Annotated in this window: 20 protein-coding genes; 7 read left to right on the forward strand and 13 right to left on the reverse strand. The window is 53.5% G+C overall.

Going from position 1 to position 17,534, the window contains the following annotated elements; all coding sequences use genetic code 11:
- The first annotated feature begins 259 nt into the window (after positions 1-259).
- Positions 260-739: an ATP-independent periplasmic protein-refolding chaperone Spy gene (gene spy, locus WFN61_RS04460; protein ID WP_144812142.1), complete on the forward strand. Its 480-nt coding sequence runs from the start codon at positions 260-262 to the stop codon at positions 737-739.
- A 78-nt stretch (positions 740-817) separates the two neighbouring features.
- Here the strand turns inward: spy and WFN61_RS04465 are convergent, their stop codons facing one another.
- The gene (locus WFN61_RS04465) at positions 818-1,201 is read right to left on the reverse strand and encodes a putative T6SS immunity periplasmic lipoprotein (protein WP_337037895.1); all 384 of its coding nucleotides are present in this window, start codon (positions 1,199-1,201) and stop codon (positions 818-820) included.
- Between the two features lie 292 nt (positions 1,202-1,493).
- Between WFN61_RS04465 and ves the strand changes: the two genes are divergently transcribed.
- On the forward strand, positions 1,494-2,051 hold the full coding sequence (gene ves / locus WFN61_RS04470; protein WP_313573472.1) for an environmental stress-induced protein Ves: 558 nt from the start codon (positions 1,494-1,496) through the stop codon (positions 2,049-2,051).
- 47 nt (positions 2,052-2,098) lie between these two features.
- Here ves and cho read toward each other — a convergent pair whose 3' ends face one another.
- Positions 2,099-2,974 carry an excinuclease Cho gene (gene cho, locus WFN61_RS04475; protein WP_144812136.1) on the reverse strand — a complete coding sequence of 292 codons (876 nt, stop codon included), beginning with the start codon at positions 2,972-2,974 and terminating at the stop codon, positions 2,099-2,101.
- 85 nt (positions 2,975-3,059) lie between these two features.
- Entirely contained in the window at positions 3,060-3,887 is an 828-nt protein-coding gene (gene nadE / locus WFN61_RS04480; protein ID WP_337037901.1) for an ammonia-dependent NAD(+) synthetase, read from the reverse strand.
- 252 nt (positions 3,888-4,139) lie between these two features.
- On the opposite strand from nadE, the gene osmE reads away from it, so the two are divergent.
- Positions 4,140-4,481 carry an osmotically-inducible lipoprotein OsmE gene (gene osmE / locus WFN61_RS04485; protein WP_042394854.1) on the forward strand — a complete coding sequence of 114 codons (342 nt, stop codon included), beginning with the start codon at positions 4,140-4,142 and terminating at the stop codon, positions 4,479-4,481.
- Between the two features lie 65 nt (positions 4,482-4,546).
- Here osmE and katE read toward each other — a convergent pair whose 3' ends face one another.
- On the reverse strand, positions 4,547-6,805 hold the full coding sequence (katE, locus tag WFN61_RS04490; RefSeq protein WP_337037904.1) for a catalase HPII: 2,259 nt from the start codon (positions 6,803-6,805) through the stop codon (positions 4,547-4,549).
- Between the two features lie 149 nt (positions 6,806-6,954).
- Here katE and cedA point away from each other — a divergent pair, with 149 nt between their 5' ends.
- On the forward strand, positions 6,955-7,197 hold the full coding sequence (gene cedA, locus WFN61_RS04495; protein WP_144812128.1) for a cell division activator CedA: 243 nt from the start codon (positions 6,955-6,957) through the stop codon (positions 7,195-7,197).
- 53 nt (positions 7,198-7,250) lie between these two features.
- Here the strand turns inward: cedA and WFN61_RS04500 are convergent, their stop codons facing one another.
- The 3 genes from WFN61_RS04500 to hxpB form a co-directional block, all read right to left on the reverse strand.
- Positions 7,251-8,642, reverse strand: coding sequence for an L-cystine transporter (locus WFN61_RS04500; protein ID WP_144812125.1), 1,392 nt, complete (start codon positions 8,640-8,642; stop codon positions 7,251-7,253).
- Between the two features lie 134 nt (positions 8,643-8,776).
- Positions 8,777-9,367, reverse strand: a complete 591-nt coding sequence (locus WFN61_RS04505; protein WP_144814574.1) for a metal-dependent hydrolase — start codon at positions 9,365-9,367, stop codon at positions 8,777-8,779.
- Between the two features lie 123 nt (positions 9,368-9,490).
- Entirely contained in the window at positions 9,491-10,159 is a 669-nt protein-coding gene (hxpB, locus tag WFN61_RS04510; protein WP_144812123.1) for a hexitol phosphatase HxpB, read from the reverse strand.
- A gap of 148 nt (positions 10,160-10,307) precedes the next feature.
- Here hxpB and WFN61_RS04515 point away from each other — a divergent pair, with 148 nt between their 5' ends.
- Positions 10,308-10,844, forward strand: a complete 537-nt coding sequence (locus tag WFN61_RS04515; RefSeq protein WP_144812120.1) for a YniB family protein — start codon at positions 10,308-10,310, stop codon at positions 10,842-10,844.
- 33 nt (positions 10,845-10,877) lie between these two features.
- On the opposite strand, the gene WFN61_RS04520 is transcribed toward WFN61_RS04515, so the two are convergent.
- The 6 genes from WFN61_RS04520 to WFN61_RS04545 form a co-directional block, all read right to left on the reverse strand.
- On the reverse strand, positions 10,878-11,738 hold the full coding sequence (locus WFN61_RS04520; protein ID WP_144812117.1) for a fructosamine kinase family protein: 861 nt from the start codon (positions 11,736-11,738) through the stop codon (positions 10,878-10,880).
- Between the two features lie 103 nt (positions 11,739-11,841).
- Positions 11,842-12,135: a type V toxin-antitoxin system endoribonuclease antitoxin GhoS gene (gene ghoS, locus WFN61_RS04525; protein ID WP_144812114.1), complete on the reverse strand. Its 294-nt coding sequence runs from the start codon at positions 12,133-12,135 to the stop codon at positions 11,842-11,844.
- 45 nt (positions 12,136-12,180) lie between these two features.
- Positions 12,181-13,113 (reverse strand): 6-phosphofructokinase II, encoded by a 933-nt coding sequence (gene pfkB / locus WFN61_RS04530; protein WP_257757354.1) that lies wholly within the window; start codon positions 13,111-13,113, stop codon positions 12,181-12,183.
- Between the two features lie 303 nt (positions 13,114-13,416).
- Complete coding sequence (locus tag WFN61_RS04535; RefSeq protein WP_257757355.1) at positions 13,417-13,803, reverse strand: hypothetical protein; 387 nt, start codon at positions 13,801-13,803, stop codon at positions 13,417-13,419.
- A 136-nt stretch (positions 13,804-13,939) separates the two neighbouring features.
- Positions 13,940-14,305, reverse strand: coding sequence for a hypothetical protein (locus WFN61_RS04540; protein ID WP_337037910.1), 366 nt, complete (start codon positions 14,303-14,305; stop codon positions 13,940-13,942).
- A 4-nt stretch (positions 14,306-14,309) separates the two neighbouring features.
- Positions 14,310-15,476: a hypothetical protein gene (locus WFN61_RS04545; RefSeq protein ID WP_337037912.1), complete on the reverse strand. Its 1,167-nt coding sequence runs from the start codon at positions 15,474-15,476 to the stop codon at positions 14,310-14,312.
- Between the two features lie 705 nt (positions 15,477-16,181).
- Between WFN61_RS04545 and WFN61_RS04550 the strand changes: the two genes are divergently transcribed.
- Both WFN61_RS04550 and WFN61_RS04555 read left to right on the forward strand, forming a co-directional pair.
- The gene (locus WFN61_RS04550; RefSeq protein ID WP_337037913.1) at positions 16,182-16,940 is read left to right on the forward strand and encodes a DUF481 domain-containing protein; all 759 of its coding nucleotides are present in this window, start codon (positions 16,182-16,184) and stop codon (positions 16,938-16,940) included.
- Between the two features lie 261 nt (positions 16,941-17,201).
- Positions 17,202-17,435, forward strand: coding sequence for a hypothetical protein (locus WFN61_RS04555; protein ID WP_042394828.1), 234 nt, complete (start codon positions 17,202-17,204; stop codon positions 17,433-17,435).
- Positions 17,436-17,534: the final 99 nt, after the last annotated feature.

Genomic DNA, 17,534 nt, shown 5'->3' on the forward strand with positions numbered 1-17,534 from the left:
ATTCTTACAAAACTGCTTTATTAATAATCGATGGAGGAGTATGCTCCTCCATATTCCCTTCAAAATCATCTGCTTGAATATTTTTGCTACACCTCTCCATCTTTTTTCCATATTGTCTTCACAATTGCGCAGAAAATGTTTTTTATACTTTCACTGTTTTACCGTTGCACTGATTAATTGACGAAAAAGGTCGTAAAGTTAATCTCGTCAACACGGCAACGTGCCGTAAGTAAGAATAACTGAAAGAAGGATGAAGACTATGCGTAAATTAACCGCTCTGTTTGTTGCCTCTACCCTGGCGTTCGGCGCTGCTAACCTGGCTCACGCTGCCGAAACCACCGCCGCAGCGGACAACGGCGCAGCAATGCACCATAAAGGCAAAATGGGTCCGCATCACGATATGATGTTTAAAGACCTCAACCTGACCGACGCGCAGAAACAGCAGATCCGTGAGATCATGAAGAGCCAGCGTGACCAGATGAAGCGTCCTTCTCTGGATGAGCGCCGCGCTGCCCATAGCATCATTGCCAGCGACACCTTCGACAAGGCGAAAGCTGAAGCACAGATTGACAAAATGGCCGAGCAGAACAAAGCCCGTATGCTGGCGCATATGGAAACCCAGAACAAAATCTATAACATCCTGACGCCAGAGCAGAAAAAGCAGTTTAATGCCAATTTTGAGAAGCGTCTGACAGAACGTAAAGCGCCAGAAGGTAAAATGCCTGAGTCTGCTGAGTAACTCAGCACACTTTCTCAAGACCGCCGGTCTTGTTCACATCCCCCATCGGGCTGTGGACAGGCCCGGCGGTTTTTTCTTTTAAAACGATTGTGAACTCATCTCGTGAATATAGTTTTTACCATTAAGTCCGTATGAGATGGCATAGTTGTAGCCTGTCTTAAAGCTAAATTTAATGCAGTCCCGTGGATAAGAGACATTGAGCCTCTCTTGGCCAGAGTTGGCAACCACTTCATAATGACCGCTTTCATTTGATTCTATCCGGTAGTAGTCCAACACATCTTTGCTATCGACGCTGAAGCAGAGGGTATCGCCATTGATAAATGTATTGCGTGGCTCAGGTGCCCTTGGCCCTCCTGGGCATCCGGTCAAGAGAATGCATAGAGTAACGACCGTAAGCTGCCGCACTCCGCCAGGAGGTATAGGCGTTCCTGACGTAGGGCGTATCGTAGTATTAACTGGCATCTGTTTTGCTCCATGTAAAGAAATACTATAGGCACACAGATTGAGTGGTTAAAGTTAGTAAAATTAACAATGTTTTTTGTAACGACTAAAAAATCATCATCTTCTTTTATGACCGCCGGTCTTGTTCACATCCCCCATCGGGCTGTGGACAGGCCTGGCGGTTTTTTCTTTGTTCCCCTCTTTGTTAGCCGTTAACGAAACGGTATGCTCATTCAGAACAGCAATCCATAACAAAAAAGCGTGGCGGCCTTGACCGTTGCGCGGACGCGCGTGCGCGTCATTGAGGGTGATAATGGAATACTTTGATATTCGTAAAATGCCGGTCAGCCTGTGGCGTAATGGTGCAGGCGAGACCCGTGAAATTTGCTGCTTCCCGGCTGCAACCCGTGATTTCGACTGGCGCGCCAGCATTGCCTCCCTGGCCAGCAACGGCGGTTTTCCCCAGTTTACCGGCGTAGATCGGGTGATCACCCTGATTGAAGGGGGAGAGGTGACGCTCGACGGCGGCAGCGCCTTTAACCACACGCTTAAGCGTCTGCAGCCCTTTACCTTTGCTGGCGAGCAGCCGGTAAAGGCGCAGCTTTCCGACGGTCAGATGTCGATGGATTTTAATATCATGACCCGCCGGGATCGCTGTCAGGCGAAAGTGCGCGTTGCCGATCGCACCTTTACAACCTTTGCCTCACGGGGTGGGGTGGTGTTTGTTTTAAGCGGAGCGTGGCAGCTGGGGGATAAGCTGCTGACTGCCGATCAGGGAGCCTGGTGGCAGGAGGGGCACCACACGCTGCGGCTGTTGAAGTCTGAGGGCCAGCTGCTGTTTAGCGAAATTACCTGGCTGCCGGGCCACTAAGCCATAACCGTTCGCCTGCCGTTGACGCTACGGCAGGCGGGCAGAGGTTATTCTGTGGGCCAGGGCAGCTCGGTAATATCGTGCAGGCCAGTAATCAGCGGCTTGCAGAGGATCTTATAGCCATCCTGATCGAAGCTTGCCTGCGGACGCGGCAGGCTGGCCGCCTCGTCAAGGGAATCTACCGAACCCAGCCATAGCCAGTTATGGATGATATGGTACTGGGTCATCTCTCCGCTGCTCTCTTTTAGCGCAACCGGGCCGCGCCACGGCCAGCACACCAGTCGCGTGCGCTCAAGCGCGTCAATCAGGCGCTGGTTGTGCGCCTCTACGCTCTCTTTACCGCAGCACGCCCCCGCACAGCGGTTGAGCGCTGAGCGAAAACAGCCTCGGCCTCGGGTCAGCGACTCCAGCCCCAGCAGGCCGTAGCAGAGCTTTTGCTCATCGGCGATGCTTTGCAGCGTTTGCAACGCCGCCCGGCGGTTAGCGAAGAGACCGTACAGCCCCGGCTGTGCCGAGAAATCGACCTCGCGAGCATAGACAACCTGCGGTTTTTCCCCCGCCAGCAGCAGAGAGCAGAGCTGGCGATTGCGCCGCAGCCGTTTATTGAACAGCGGCTGCTGCTCTTTAATCAGCTGCGCTTCCAGCAGCAGGGCACCAATTTCACCGGCGGTACGCACCCAGGTAATGCGCCGGGACTGGCGCAGCATGGCGGCCTCATCGGCAGTGCGCAGATGGGAGAGCACGCGGCTGCGAATATTGATGCTCTTACCGATGTAGAGCGGCATCGCTTCGCTTTCGCCATGGAAAAAATAGACGCCGGGATGCTTAGGTAACGCTTCAAGCCACGGTCGTAAATGTTCGGGATACTCGTAGATAGCCGCCGCCTCAAAATCCAGACGTGGGGCAGATTGACGCCTTGCCACAGATAAACTCCTGATACTGGTTACTTATCCAGTGTAGCAGGCTATGGCTGGTGAAAAAAGAGGCGGCTTACGCCGCCTGAGGAATTTATTTTTTCCAGAAGTTGTCAAAAACCGTGATCGGCGGACGGCGCTTATGCTCGGTTTTCAGGTACCAGCCCTCGATAATGCGGGCGGTGCCTTCATCCAGCGTTTTGCCTTCCAGATAATCATCAATGTTTTCATAGGTAACGCCCAGCGCGGCTTCATCCGGCAGGGAGGGGCGATCGTCTTCCAGATCCGCCGTCGGCGCTTTTTTGTAGAGATGCTCCGGACAGCCCAGATGCGCCAGCAGCTGTTTACCCTGGCGCTTGTTCAGACGGAACAGCGGGTTGATATCCGTACCGCCATCGCCGTACTTGGTGTAAAACCCGGTTACCGCTTCTGCGGCATGGTCGGTACCAATGACGACGCCGCCGGTCATGCCGGCAATGCTGTATTGGGCCTTCATACGCTCACGCGCTTTTTCATTGCCGCGAACAAAATCAGACAGCTCAATGCCCGCTTCGCGCAGGGCCTGCTCGCTGGCCAGCACCGCGGATTTGATGTTAACGGTCAGGACACGATCCGGCTTAATAAAGTTGATCGCGTCCTGGCAATCCTGCTCGTCAAACTGCACGCCGTAGGGCAGACGCACGGCAATAAACTGCAATGCTTCGTTGCCCGTCTCCTGGCGCAGTTCACTGATGGCCAGCTGGCTCAGCTTGCCGGCAAGGGTCGAATCCTGACCGCCGCTAATGCCCAGTACCAGAGTTTTTAAAAACGGGTGCGCTTTAAGATAGGCTTTGAGAAAATCTACGCTGCGGCGAACTTCCTCTTCCGCATTTACCGTTGGCTTGACGCCAAGCGCTTCAATAATTTCTTGTTGCAGAGTCATTAATCATCCTCCGTTAGTGGCCTGCCGGGCCAGTGGCAATATCGCTCTCTCATAAAGCTAACCCGTTGGCACTGAAACGACAAGGCTATCGCCATCGAGTGCTGTAATTTGCGTCGGTTTAGTATCTTATAGCAGTTTTATTAGAATTTTCCGAAAGTTATGTCATCCTGTTCGATGGGTTGAAAAAAGTAATTTTATATTCCAGGCTTAGATAACGCGCTGATACAACAGCGGATAACAAGAGGAAGGATTATGAATATGAAACTCGCAGGAATTATGGGTGCAGCAGCAGTTATGGCAATGCTGGCAGGGTGTACTGCTTACGATCGTACTAAAGATCAGGTCACCACGCCGGTAGTGAAAGACGTTAAAAAAGGCATGAGCCGTGCGCAGGTTATGCAGGTCGCTGGTAAGCCGTCCTCAGAAGTGACCATGATTCACGCTCGTGGTACCTGCCAGACCTATATCCTGGGTCAGCGCGATGGTAAAACCGAAACCTACTTTGTGGCGCTGGACGACACCGGCCACGTTATGAATTCGGGTTATCAGACCTGTGCGGAGTACGATACCGACCCGCAGGCCCCGAAAAAGTAATGCTATTTTAGCCTGAGCAAGAAAAAACCGGCGTAAGCGCCGGTTTTTTTATGCCGCTACCTTTATCAGGCCGGGATAGCGCTGATTTTGCCGCTCCGGGACCAGACGCGATGTGCGGCCAGCTGGGTCAGGAAATCATCGATAAAGGAGCCAGCTGCGTCATCCGCTTCGACAATGCCCGCTTCGCCTTGTGCATCGACCTTCAGCGTCTGTTTGAACTGACGCGCATCGCCTGCCAGGGCAATCACCTTCAGGTGCTTATAGGCCTCCAGCAGGTAGTAGGCGACATCACCGTTGTTCAGCAGAGTGCTGACGTCACCGCCGGGAACGATAACTGCATCTACGGTTACCGAGGGCGATCCGGCAAAGGTGCCCGCTACCGACAGGCTTGAACCATCGTCCGCTGTCACTTCTCCCATCCGCGAATAGAGCAGTTTGGCGTGTACGCCTTTCGCCCGCAGCCCCTGCAGGATGCTCAAGAGCTCGCTGGCAACCACCTTATCGTTAAGCAGGATGGCGACTACGCGGCCCTTAACGCTGGCGTCCGGCTGGGCGTAGAGGCTTAGCGACGGATCGCTTGCTACCCCGTTAACCTCTTTGGGCAGGGTAACGTTGAGCTGCTCATCCGTCAGGGAGATACCCAGATTTTTCGCCACCGCCTGCGCCAGTGTGGTATCGATGCAGGCCAGCTGATCGACAACCCGCTCGCGAATGTACTCGCGCACCACTTTGCTCAGCTCGAAGCTAAAGGCATCAATAATGTGCTGCTGCTCGTGCGGGGTCTGACTTTGCCAGAACAGGCGCGGGTGGGCATAGTATTCGCCAAACGACGGACTGCGCTCGCGGATCTTATTGCCCTCTATCCGCTCCTGATAGGACTCAAAGCCGCCGCGTTTCGGGCCGGGAGGTGTTTCCCGCGGCCAGTTATCGTTGATTGAGTTCGGCTCGTAGTTCGCCGGGTTGGTGTCGATATCCATGCGGTGCATGCCGTCGCGCTGGAAGTTATGGTACGGACAGGTTGGGCGGTTAATAGGGATCTCATGGAAGTTTGGCCCGCCAAGGCGGCTGATCTGCGTATCGGTATAGGAGAAGAGACGCCCCTGCAGCAGCGGATCGTTAGTAAAATCCAGGCCGGGGACAATATGGCCCGGATGAAACGCCGCCTGTTCGTTTTCGGCAAAGAAGTTATCTGGGTTGCGATTGAGTACCATTTTACCTACCCGCTGAACCGGCACCAGCGCCTCGGGGATCAGCTTGGTAGGGTCGAGGAGGTCAAAATCAAACTTGAACTCGTCCTCTTCCGGGATCAGCTGTAGCCCCAGTTCGTACTCGGGGAAATCGCCCGCTTCAATGGCCTCCCACAGATCGCGGCGATGAAAATCGGGGTCGCGGCCGGTGAGCTTCTGCGACTCGTCCCACACCAGCGAGGCTTTACCCGCCACCGGCTTCCAGTGGAAGCGGACAAAGGTTCCTTTGCCTTCGGCGTTCACCAGGCGGAAGGTGTGGATGCCGAAGCCCTCCATGGTACGGTAGCTGCGGGGAATACCGCGATCGGACATGGCCCACATCACGTTGTGCAGGGTCTCTGGCTGTAATGAGACGTAGTCCCAGAAGGTGTCATGGGCGCTCTGCCCCTGCGGAATGGCCCAGTGCGGCTCCGGCTTCACCGCGTGGACGAAGTCTGGAAACTTGTGCGCATCCTGAATAAAAAATATCGGCGTGTTGTTGCCAACCAGGTCGAAGATCCCCTCTTCGGTATAGAATTTGGTAGCGAAGCCGCGAATGTCACGCACGGTATCCGCCGAGCCCGCGCCGCCCTGCACCGTAGAGAAGCGGACAAAGACCGGGGTGATCTTTTCGGGATCGCTGAGGAAATCTGCTTTAGTAATATCCTTCAGGCTCTTGTAGGGCTGAAAGTAGCCGTGCGCTGCCGAGCCGCGGGCGTGGACGATACGCTCCGGAATACGCTCGTGGTCAAAATGGGTAATTTTCTCCCGCAGGATAAAATCCTCCAGCAGCGTCGGGCCGCGATTGCCCGCGCGCAGGGAGTTTTGATCGTCGCTGATGCGTACTCCCTGGTTGGTGGTCAGGGGAAAACCGTCGCTGCCTTTACGGAAGGTCTCCAGAGCGGTGAGCTTCTCATTATGCGTATCGGGGGCCTTAAGGCTGCCGGGGGCGGTTGGCTGCTCTCCAGGCGGGGTGGGGCGGGGATCGGGGCGGTGGGAGTTATCTTCGGGGGCCAGGGAGTCAAGGCCCGGTCGGGACTCACTGGGATCGTGGACCGGGGATTGATGGCCGTGTGGGTTTTTCTCATTATGCGACATTGTGCTCATCTCCTGTTTTCATTGCTGAAAGGGTGGCCGATGTAACGTCAAAACCCTTATAACTATAGAGCAACACCGTGTTTTTACCGTGAGATCGGCTATCATAGTGGCTGCCCGTATCTGCAATTTGCTTTAGTGAACTCTCGCTTATGAAACCGTTTCGTCAAAATAATCGCCCTGTTATCAGCTACGTACCCCGCGTGGAGCCTGCGCCACCCGATCACGCCAATAAAGTGGAGGGGTTTCGTGATGTCTGGCTGCTGCGTGGTAAGTATGTGGCGTTTGTGCTGATGGGGGAGCATTTCCGTCGTTCACCGACGTTTAGCATGCCGGAGGCGGCTCAGCGTTGGGCAGAGCAGATGCGTCAGGAAGGGGAGATTGACGAGGCGTAGCGTTGGTCTTGAAAAAAGAAGCCCGGCAGCGAATGCCGCCGGGTGCATGAGGTTTAGCGATGCGCCAGTTCGGCACTCTCTTCGCTATTCAACACCTCTTTATCGGTCTGCTTCAGCCACTGGCTGGTGAGCGTCCCGGCGGTCATTGACCCGCTAACGTTCAGCGCGGTACGACCCATATCGATCAGCGGCTCAACGGAGATCAGCAGCGCCACCAGGGTGACCGGCAGACCCATCGCAGGCAGGACAATCAGCGCCGCAAAGGTAGCACCGCCGCCCACGCCCGCCACACCAGCCGAGCTGATGGTAACCATGCCTACCAGGGTTGCGATCCAGAGCGGATCCAGTGGGTTAATGCCCACCGTAGGAGCAACCATCACCGCCAGCATAGCCGGGTAGAGACCGGCGCAGCCGTTCTGGCCGATAGTGGCACCGAAGGAGGCTGAGAAGCTGGCGATAGACTCCGGCACGCCCAGACGACGGGTCTGCGCTTCCACGTTCAGCGGAATGGAGGCGGCGCTGGAGCGGCTGGTGAAGGCAAAGGTCAGCACCGGCCAGACTTTACGGAAGTATTTCAGCGGACTCACGCCGTTCACCGCCAGCAGGATCGCGTGTACAACAAACATGATCCCCAGCCCCAGGTAGGAGGCGACCACAAAGCTGCCCAGCTTGATAATGTCTTGCAGGTTGGAGCCTGCCACGACTTTGGTCATCAACGCCAGCACGCCGTACGGCGTCAGCTGCATCACCAGGCGTACCAGCTTCATCACCCAGCTCTGCAGGGTATCGATAGCGGTCAGCACGCGCTGGCCCTTCGGCGCATCGTCCTTCAGCAGCTTCAGTGCCGCCACGCCCAGGAAGGCGGCAAAAATTACCACGCTGATGATGGAGGTCGGGTTAGCCCCGGTCAGATCGGCAAACGGATTTTTCGGCACGAAGGAGAGCAGCAGCTGCGGCACGCTCAGATCGGCGACCTTGCCCGCGTAGTTGCTCTGAATGGCGTTCAGGCGCGCGGTCTCGGCCGTACCCTGTACCAGCCCTTCGGCGGTGAGGCCAAACAGGTTCGTTACCAGCACCCCGACCAGCGCCGCGATCAGCGTGGTAAACAGCAGCGTACCGATGGTTAATACGCTGATTTTACCCAGCTGGGAGGCGTTATGCAGACGGGCCACCGCGCTGAGAATCGAGGCAAATACCAGCGGCATCACGATCATCTGCAGCAGCTGGACATAGCCGTTACCGACTACGTTAAACCACTGGATAGAATCTTTCAGCACCTGGCTCTCTGCACCATAGATTGCTTGCAGCACCAGACCAAACACCACGCCGATCGCCAGACCGACCAGCACTTTCTTTGCCAGACTCCACTGCTTGTGGCGCGTCTGCGCCAGCACAAATAGCAAGGCGACGAACACCACGATGTTCGCAATTAAAGGGAAATTCATTTCAGATCTCCTGAACGGTTTTTTATCAGGCGGCGCGTGCATGCCGCCCTGTTGCCGCCAAGGTTAGCAGAAGTGTGATTTAGGTCTTATATCCAAATGGAATGGGTTATAAGAAAATGGCCAAATTCGTCTGGCTAATGACCGGATTGCTGATTTATAAAGCGAGTGAACTCACCTTGCACGGTATTGATAACCTGAGAAGACCAGCGCACGGCGCTGTTATCGGGTACGCTCTGCGGCATCCAGACGGCATAGGTAAACAACACCATACAGAGCACGCGCTCAAGCTGGTTACCGCGCTGCGGCCGAAGAATAGGCAGGCGGAAGCGCCAGCGACAGGGCCAGAGCAGCGGTACGCCGGCGGGAGTCAGCATATCGGCCAGAATATGGCTCAGGTAGCCCAGCACCATGCCCTGCAAAACATCGGCAGGGATAAACCAGCTATCAGGCACTTTAAGATAGAAAAGCGTTACGGCAATAAACACCGCCAGCAGGCTATGCGTAAAGCCGCGGTGGCCAAAGGCCCGGGCGATCGGTTTCGAGATCCACTTCAGGCGCTGGCCAAGAAACGATTTCGGATGATCGATATCCGGGAGCAGGCAGGTGACAATGGCTGAGGGAATGACATGCCACCAGTCCCCTTGCGCAAGCACAGGGGTAAGCTCGGCGTTTTTGGCAAACACCGCGCAGGCAATGGAAAAAAGGAGGTGTCCTTCCGCCGTCATGATCATACTCACTCAACTGTCGAAGTATACAGTATAGGGTTTTTGTACAGTAGGCGGAAGAGGTGACGGTGTAACACTTTGTCACCGTTTTATATTTTTTTTCTCAGGGGGGCAAAATGCGCGTTATCCGCGCAAATCGTGCTCCGTAAGCTGGGCTAGCGACTCAAGCTTGATGTTTGCCAACGCATAGCGCGGATCGTGGCGGTTCTCCTCCGCAGGCACAACGATGGCGCGCATACGGGCCGCTTTTGCCGCAATCATTCCGTTGACCGAGTCCTCCAGCGCTACACAGGAGAGAGGATCGACGCCGAGCTTTGCCGCACAGTCGAGGTAGACCTGCGGATGGGGTTTGCTGTAGGGAAGCGTCTGCGCCGACGCCAGGGCATCAAAGTAGTCGCTCAGCTCGAAAAGCGACAGGACTTTCTCCAGCATATAGAGCGGCGAAGCGGATGCCAGGCCGACTTTTAACCCTTTCGCTTTACACAGCGCCAGCGCCTCACGCACCCCGGGCAGCAGCGGACGTTGCTCATCAACCAGGGAGATAGCGCGCTGGATGATCCTGTCTGTCACCTCCTGTTTCCCCGGTCCGCTCCAGGGCTGCATGGCGTACCAGAGATCGACCACCATATCGATACGCAGGCCCAACGTATCAGGCATCTCATGGCGACGGGTAACATCGACGCCCAGACTGGATATCACCTCCAGCTCGGCCCGGTCCCAAAGCGGCTCGGAGTCGATAAGCAAGCCATCCATATCAAAAATAGCGGCGAGGATCTGACGCGGGGTTGACATAACAACCTCTCCTTATGAGTGGAATAAATAGACAAATGAACGTTCATTATGGCTGTTGGACGAGGATAACGCTTTTAAAGGCGGGCGAAAATCCCGTTCAGAAGGTAGACTTAACCCGCAAATAGAACGTCTTAAACAAGGGGAATTCATGACGTATCAACAAGCTGGACGCATTGCCGTGCTCAAGCGCGTTCTGGGATGGGTAATTTTTATCCCGGCGGTGGTTTCCACCCTGATTTCCGTATTCAAATTTATGTACGATCACAGCGAGAAGCAGCCGGGGATCAACGCCGTGATGCTGGATTTCGCCCATGTCATGATTGAGATGATGCGTTTCAATACGCCGTTTCTCAATGTTTTCTGGTACAACTCGCCGACGCCGGATTTTCACCACCAGCTGAATATCGGCTTCTGGATTATCTACGCCCTGATATTTGTCGGCCTGGCGCTACAGGCCTCCGGGGCGCGCATGAGCCGTCAGACCCGCTTCCTGCGTGAGGGGGTTGAAGATCAGCTCATCCTTGAGAAGGCGAAGGGAGCGGACGGCCTAACCCGCGAACAGATCGAGTCGCGTATCGTTGTGCCGCGTCATACCATCTTCCTGCAAATCTTCCCGCTGTACGTGCTGCCGGTGATTGTCATCATTGCTGGCTACTTCTTCTTTACCCTGCTCGGGTTTATGTAGCCGGGACGTCAATTGGGCTGTTGGCCGCGCCGATTACGCGGCCAGGATCCTGTCCAACGCCTGCTGAGCCGTCACCAGATGCTGCCCGCCAAAGAGGATCGCCCGATTAAACAGCGTGTAGAGCTGGTAGATGGGCTGACGCTCCAGGAAATCGTTTGGCAGAGGCAGCACCGACTGATAGCCGTCATAGATCTGTGGCGGCTGCTCCGGATGCAGCGGCAGCATCGCCAGATCGCACTCTCTGTCCCCCCAGTAGCAGGCTGGGTCAAAAATGTAGGGGCCGTTGGGGCCCAGCGCACAGTTATTTGACCACAGGTCGCCATGCAGCAGAGAGGGCTGCGGCTGGTGGGCGGCAAGGCGCTGCTGAATATGTTCGACGATGGCATCGATATTGCCAAAGGCGAGACCTTTTTCCGCCGCCAGCTCAAGCTGCCAGCCGATCCGTTGCTCGGCGAAAAATGTTGACCAGCGGCGCTGCCAGGCGTTTGGCTGCGGCGTGGTAGAGAGATCGTTGTCGAAGTCGAGGCCGAACTGCGGCTGCTCGCTCCACTGGTGTAGCCGGGCCAACTGCTGGCCGAGTAGAAAGGCGTTATGCGCATCCAGCGGGCGGGCAGGGAGGTAGGCCATGATCAGAAAACTGTAGTCGCGATCGCTGCCTACCGCCGCCACCTCCGGGACGCTGACCGTATGGCTGCGCGCCAGAAGTTCAAGCTGATCCGCTTCGGCGGTGAAGATGGGCAGCATCTCGCGCGCATCACACTTCACAAACAGATCGCGACCACCGAAGCGAATGTGCCATGCGGCATGGATCTCTCCACCCGGCAGCTCATTGCGCAGCTCAATTTCACCTTCACCAAGCTGCTCGTTTAACAGACGATTCACCGCTTGCCACATGCTCTCTCTCCCCTGCAATCTGCCAGATTAAAGGTTAGCGCGCTAACGCAGCATAAAATACGATTTCGCGCACAGCCTGGAAGCCAGGCAGGCGCGATCGCACTTATTGCTGCTGCGTCTTCAGCCAGTTCTCCCAGGTCGTAACGTCAATCTCAGGTCGTTGATCGATGGCGCTTTCCGCCAGCGCTAACGCCTGTTCTTTAATATCATCTTCATTCAGCGGGCTGACCAGGCCAAACGTATTGGTGCCCAGTTCATGAACCTTGCCCTCGTCATCGCTCAGGGTCAGGAGATACCCGGCAAGCGTGAAGGTGTTATTAAGCTCGTTGATTTCAGTCAAACTATGCTCGTGAAACTTTACCGTTATTACGTAGCGAGTGATATCCCCACTGGCCATAGCTCACCTCATTGTTATCGCACTATTTTTCAGGATAGACGATTATCATTTCTGGCAAAGATAATCATATATTTTTTGTGTGTCTTCTTGCGCGCAGAGACGCGTACCGTGGTTGATGGTGGCGGCACTGCCGGCGGCAACCCCGAAGCGCACCATATCCTCCAGCGAGGCATTTTCCGCCAGCTTCAGGGTCATCGCACCGACCATACTGTCACCTGCGCCCACTGTACTCTGGCTTTTAACCGGGGGAGGAACCACCTGCACGCACTGCTGCTCATCTACGCCCAGCGCGCCCTGCGGACCGAGGGAGACCACCACACGTTTTGCCTTGCCGCTGTTGACCAGCTCCTGGGCGGCCTTGCGGACGTCGTCAGGCTGAGTGAGGTCCCGGTTGACCAGCGCCGCCAGCTCTTTCTGGTTCGGCTTCACCAGCTCGATGCCGCCAATCTCCAGCGCCGCGGCCAGCGCGTCACCGGAGCTGTCAATGATGCAGCGAATGCCGTTGTTCTGCGCAGCCTTAATCAGCTGGCTCATCTTTTCTACCGGGACGCCTGGCGGCAGGCTGCCACTGATCACCAGTAGCGATCCCTGCTCTATAGTCAGCACCTGCTCTTCAAGCTGGCGGAACTCATCGTCACTCAGCGCAGCCCCGGGCATGACAAAGCGGTACTGCTCGCCGCTGGATTCAACATGAACGTGCAGGTTCTGCCGCGTCCAGTCATGGGTCGCGACCTTTATTGTGGTGACCCTTTCATCGGCCAGCAGGGTGGCGAGATGTTCCCCTGTCGCGCCGCCTGCGGGAAAGATGGCCGTGGCGCGTCCGCCAAGATGCACGATGGCGCGCGCCACGTTAATGCCGCCGCCGCCGGGTTCAAAAACCGGCGAGGTGCAGCGTAGCTTGCCTTCGGGATAGATCTGGGGAGTCAGCGTCGCGCTGTCCAGCGACGGGGCCAGGGTCAGAGTATAGACTGCTGTCATTTTCATCTCCTTTCGCATGGTTGCCCTAAGCCTGGCACTAAATCACGGGAAGGGAAAGTAAATAACAGCATGATTTTTCAAATAAATAATGGCAACAGGTTGGGCAAGCGCATTTTTGAGTTCACCCTCTGAGGTGATGCCTCAATGGCTGGTTTCGAAAAAGTGTGTCATGGTTACAACCTTTAGCTAGTTGGTATAAATTTTTAAATAAATGAATTTAACTCTAATTTTCGGCTTATATGCAGTCAATAAAAAAGGCCACTCTTTCGAGCAGCCTGGAGTTTAATTCGCAGAGGGATTATATCACTCTTTACCGATGATCTGAGCATTCACAACTTTATAGTCCTGCTTAGGATCTACCACTGTTCGCATTTTCCAGCCAGCTTTGGTGTATTCGTGGTCACCGGATAAACGCCAGCCCTGATTAAACAGATATTCATCAGCTACGTTTGAACGTTTTCCGATAACCGAATCAACCTCAGAGCTTATCTGATCGAGGCTGAATTTATGCTTCACAGCTTTCTTCGCAGCAGCAGCATTCTCAGCTTTCGATTTGTGAATGTCGCAACCATTGCCATCAGTCATCTGAGTGCAGCCACTTTTCTGAAGCTGTTGACGGTATCCTTCAGAGATTGCCAGGGCTTGAGAAGAGAACAGCGCCAGCAGAGTAATACATAGAACTTTCTTCATATTTTTAATCACTATCATCATGGCTTATTGGGAAAATCATCAGCATGTAAGCCGCAAGAGCAGCAATTATGACAATACTGATGACGCATATTGTTGTTACGCAGAGCCTATAAGTTAGTACAGAAAGTATTCCAACTCACAGATTGACCAGACGCTCTTCACACCCTTTGGTGAACTTCTTCAGATCAATGCCAGGATGAGCAGCAAACGCTTCTGTATATCTCTCTGTGGTCATTCTCCACAGAGATGAGACAGTAGGATCCACAGACTCTGCTTCGAGTGCCTGAGTAAAGTGCGGAGCGGTCATTTGGTTAATATCGTGACGGTCTCCTTTCAGGAATTGAGCCGCAGCTTTTTCAAATTCTCCTCGGTAGCTGTCGCTATCACCTGTAGAAATTGCACATCCAGCAAGTTCATCAGCTAGCTGAGCAAGGTTTTGCTGTTCAGTCTGAGCATAAGCCGTAGTGCTCAACATCATCAGAGCTATCATCATCGATCGCATAGTGTTACCAGTGACCTATGTTGCGTGAACCAGACTGAGCAGAACCACCACCGACATGATTGTCACCGAATCCGTGAGATACACCTGAACGTGTATTAGCTGCATTCTGACCACCGTTGCCGGTGCCACCACGAACGGATGAAGATTTGTCATGGCCGTTTGCATTGCAGTTAGGGCTGCCAATAATGGCGTCAATATGTGGGACAGAGACTTGTACGCTCGGATCAATTTTGGCGATTTCACCAGCGGTTGTGATCTGAGTTACACCATTCACCGTTACGCTGACAGGAGTTGTCGGTTTCAGAGCGCCAGCATCACTATTTATTGAACCGGTTGCAGCAGGGGTAGCGCTCTTTTCAATGCTGATTACAGATGGGGGCGGTACCGATGGGTTAGACTGAGCAATGTTTGACATTGCAACAGATTGCATTGCCACTATTCCTGAGCGGTAGCTTGTTCCCGTGATCTGCGTTGTTTGCGTCGGCATGGCTGGTGTCTGGCTACCAATCACTTTTGCCTGTGCAGCGATGATGGCATTTCTGTATGCAGACGGGTCAACGGATGGTTGAGCAGCGGGTTGTGAGGCCGGTGCAGGTGGTGTCTGACTATTAATAACTCTTGCTTGAGCATCAGTAACAACACTTCTGTACGTAGTCGGGTCAACGGATGGTTGAGCAGCGGGTTGTGAGGCCGGTGCAGGTGGTGTCTGACTACTGATAACTCTTGCTTGAGCATCGGTCACAACGCTTCTGTACGCAGCCGGGTCAACGGATGGTTGAGCAGGGAGCTGTGAGGCTGGGGTAGGTGGTGTCTGGTTAGACATACCAGAACGCGCTTGCTGCTGTGAAATCTGATCGCGAAGAGAAGAACCGGTCACATTGGCAGCTATGTGGTCAGCAATGGCTTGCTTTTTAGACGCATTAATAGCAGCGTCACCATACGCAGACGCGTGATTAGCAGCGATTATCCCATTATTACGGGTAGGGTTGTTAGTGTAATTCTGTTGAGCTGCCGCAGCTCTGAGTGCAGCCTGGTCACGATAAGACTTTGCACCCTGGAGGTTAGTCTGTGCCTGATTGTGAACACTCACAGCAGCATCAAATGTGCTGGCAGTAGAGTTGAAAGACATGGCAACCATTCCGGCAACCAACGTAATTTTAAGCTTCATCATCATTTTCCAGGTTAGTTAAGTGAATAGGCATGTCACTATTCTCTTAGAGGTAAACTCCATCCAGGTTGAGTTGATTAATAAAGACACAATGTCTTTGTTAATATGCGTTTTTGTCACTTATGTGAAATCAAAGGCGTTTATTTTACGAATCGAAAGAAGATAAATATTGATTAGGAACAAAATTTGACGGGTATCACACTTGAAGATTATTCACTATGATTTTTTAGCAATTCGTGCTTGTTTGCCTTCTTTTGTTCTATTGATTTCAGTTTATTAATTGTTTTTTACTATCATTTCACTCGTAATTTACAGGCGAGAAAAAAGATTAAATCACTGTAAATTAATGGATTTATGATGATGTGTTCAGGCTTCGTGATGGTTTTTTGCGACAGCAAACCAGAATACTCATAGCTACCGTTATTTTCCTTGAAAAGCTTCGAATGGAAGTACTCAAGGTTGTGATAGAATAGGCTGTGAGTTTCTCAGTAAAATCTGAATTCTCAATTATGAGGGGAGTGGGCCGAAGTAACGGCGTATGGGCCTGTGAAGGTTGAGCAGCAAGGCTTTTGATCATTACAGCCCAAAAAGCAAGTATAATAATTTTCCTACGAGTAAAAAGAACCTTCATCTTTGTTTCGACTCGGTAGTAGTATATGCCGCAGCAAATATCTGCTAAACCCTTGAGTTGTATTTTAGAGAACCAAAATGAAGCTTTTGAAGACAGTACCCGCTGTTGTTATCCTGGCGGGAGGCGTGCTTGCGTCGATGAATGCTGCCGCAGATGATACCGTTTTTACTGTCATGGACGATCCCTCATCAGCACAGAAACCCTTCGAAGGTAATGTGAATGCAGGCTACCTGAACCAGGCAGGTAATACGAAAAGTTCCTCCCTGACCGCTGACTCAACGCTGACCTGGTACGGCAATACGACCGCATGGTCACTTTGGGGAAACGCCAGCAATACCTCTTCTAACGATGAGCGCTCTTCAGAAAAGTATGCAGCGGGTGGTCGTGCGCGTTATAACGTGACCGACGCTGACTATCTTTTTGGCCAGGCGAGCTGGCTTACCGACCGCTACAACGGCTATCGCCAGCGTGATATTCTCACCGCCGGTTACGGTCGCCAGTTCCTGAATGGTCCGGTGCACAGCCTGCGCTTTGAATTCGGTCCGGGTGTCCGCTATGACGAGTATACCGACGGCGACAGCGAAACCCAGCCGCTGGGCTATGCTTCCGGCGCGTATACCTGGCAGTTCACCGATAACGCCAAATTTACCCAAGGTGTATCGGTATTTGGCGCAGACGATACGACGTTAAACTCCGAGACCGCGCTCAACGTGGCGATCAACGAGCACTTTGGGCTGAAGGTGGCCTACAACGTGACGTGGAACTCTGAGCCGCCGGCATCCGCGCCGGAGCACACCGATCGTCGCACCGTCGTTTCGCTGGGCTACAAAATGTAATTGATTTTGGGCCGGTTATTCCGGCCCGCTTCAGCATTAACACGTCGTGCTATTAAACCCTGCAACAATGTTTTATTTCCCTGGGAAAAGCGTTTCTCCTTTTTCTCTCCTTAATTTCATCTGCAGTAACACCTTCAATTTATTTGACACTTTTTGATAAATAAACTGACTAGGCAAAAGTGTGATCTAGATCTACACTTTACGCACAGGCAAAAAAAAGCCTTCGCAGTAATGTATTAATTCAAATAGAGAAGAAAGATCATGAAAACAATCAAAACACTCGCTGCCGCCACGGTGCTTTCTGCACTCTCTTTTGGCGCTTTCGCGGCTCAGCCAAGCTATAACACTGCCAGTCAAACCACCTACCCAAGCGCAACGTTCAGTGTCACGGATACGGAGGCTGGCTCGAATATTCAGCCTGGTTCGCAAAATACCGGACGCTCTACGGATGATGCCTTCAACGCCAAGACCCTTGTTGCCGGCGAATGGTATTAATATTGTTAGCGTTTAATCTATCCCGCTATTTTATCTTCAGGTATCTGCCTGATTAAGCAAAAAACCGGAGCATGCTGTCCCGGTTTTTTTATATCTGTC

Origin of the sequence: Pseudescherichia sp. AS216 (genome assembly GCF_037152055.1) — a bacterium.
In the GTDB taxonomy this organism is placed as follows: Bacteria; Pseudomonadota; Gammaproteobacteria; order Enterobacterales; family Enterobacteriaceae; genus Pseudescherichia.

Excerpts from the sequence above, each read along its gene's own strand:
- ghoS (WP_144812114.1), bottom strand. The coding sequence starts at position 12,135 with ATGGCCAGTGGGGATATCACTCGCTACGTAATAACGGTAAAGTTTCAC.
- WFN61_RS04465 (WP_337037895.1), bottom strand. The coding sequence starts at position 1,201 with ATGCCAGTTAATACTACGATACGCCCTACGTCAGGAACGCCTATACCT.
- WFN61_RS04515 (WP_144812120.1), top strand. The coding sequence starts at position 10,308 with ATGACGTATCAACAAGCTGGACGCATTGCCGTGCTCAAGCGCGTTCTG.
- nadE (WP_337037901.1), bottom strand. The coding sequence starts at position 3,887 with ATGACTCTGCAACAAGAAATTATTGAAGCGCTTGGCGTCAAGCCAACG.
- cedA (WP_144812128.1), top strand. The coding sequence starts at position 6,955 with ATGAAACCGTTTCGTCAAAATAATCGCCCTGTTATCAGCTACGTACCC.
- hxpB (WP_144812123.1), bottom strand. The coding sequence starts at position 10,159 with ATGTCAACCCCGCGTCAGATCCTCGCCGCTATTTTTGATATGGATGGC.
- spy (WP_144812142.1), top strand. The coding sequence starts at position 260 with ATGCGTAAATTAACCGCTCTGTTTGTTGCCTCTACCCTGGCGTTCGGC.
- WFN61_RS04500 (WP_144812125.1), bottom strand. The coding sequence starts at position 8,642 with ATGAATTTCCCTTTAATTGCGAACATCGTGGTGTTCGTCGCCTTGCTA.
- WFN61_RS04535 (WP_257757355.1), bottom strand. The coding sequence starts at position 13,803 with ATGAAGAAAGTTCTATGTATTACTCTGCTGGCGCTGTTCTCTTCTCAA.
- pfkB (WP_257757354.1), bottom strand. The coding sequence starts at position 13,113 with ATGACAGCAGTCTATACTCTGACCCTGGCCCCGTCGCTGGACAGCGCG.
- osmE (WP_042394854.1), top strand. The coding sequence starts at position 4,140 with ATGAATATGAAACTCGCAGGAATTATGGGTGCAGCAGCAGTTATGGCA.
- WFN61_RS04520 (WP_144812117.1), bottom strand. The coding sequence starts at position 11,738 with ATGTGGCAAGCGGTGAATCGTCTGTTAAACGAGCAGCTTGGTGAAGGT.
- WFN61_RS04550 (WP_337037913.1), top strand. The coding sequence starts at position 16,182 with ATGAAGCTTTTGAAGACAGTACCCGCTGTTGTTATCCTGGCGGGAGGC.
- katE (WP_337037904.1), bottom strand. The coding sequence starts at position 6,805 with ATGTCGCATAATGAGAAAAACCCACACGGCCATCAATCCCCGGTCCAC.
- WFN61_RS04505 (WP_144814574.1), bottom strand. The coding sequence starts at position 9,367 with ATGACGGCGGAAGGACACCTCCTTTTTTCCATTGCCTGCGCGGTGTTT.
- WFN61_RS04540 (WP_337037910.1), bottom strand. The coding sequence starts at position 14,305 with ATGCGATCGATGATGATAGCTCTGATGATGTTGAGCACTACGGCTTAT.
- WFN61_RS04555 (WP_042394828.1), top strand. The coding sequence starts at position 17,202 with ATGAAAACAATCAAAACACTCGCTGCCGCCACGGTGCTTTCTGCACTC.
- ves (WP_313573472.1), top strand. The coding sequence starts at position 1,494 with ATGGAATACTTTGATATTCGTAAAATGCCGGTCAGCCTGTGGCGTAAT.
- WFN61_RS04545 (WP_337037912.1), bottom strand. The coding sequence starts at position 15,476 with ATGATGAAGCTTAAAATTACGTTGGTTGCCGGAATGGTTGCCATGTCT.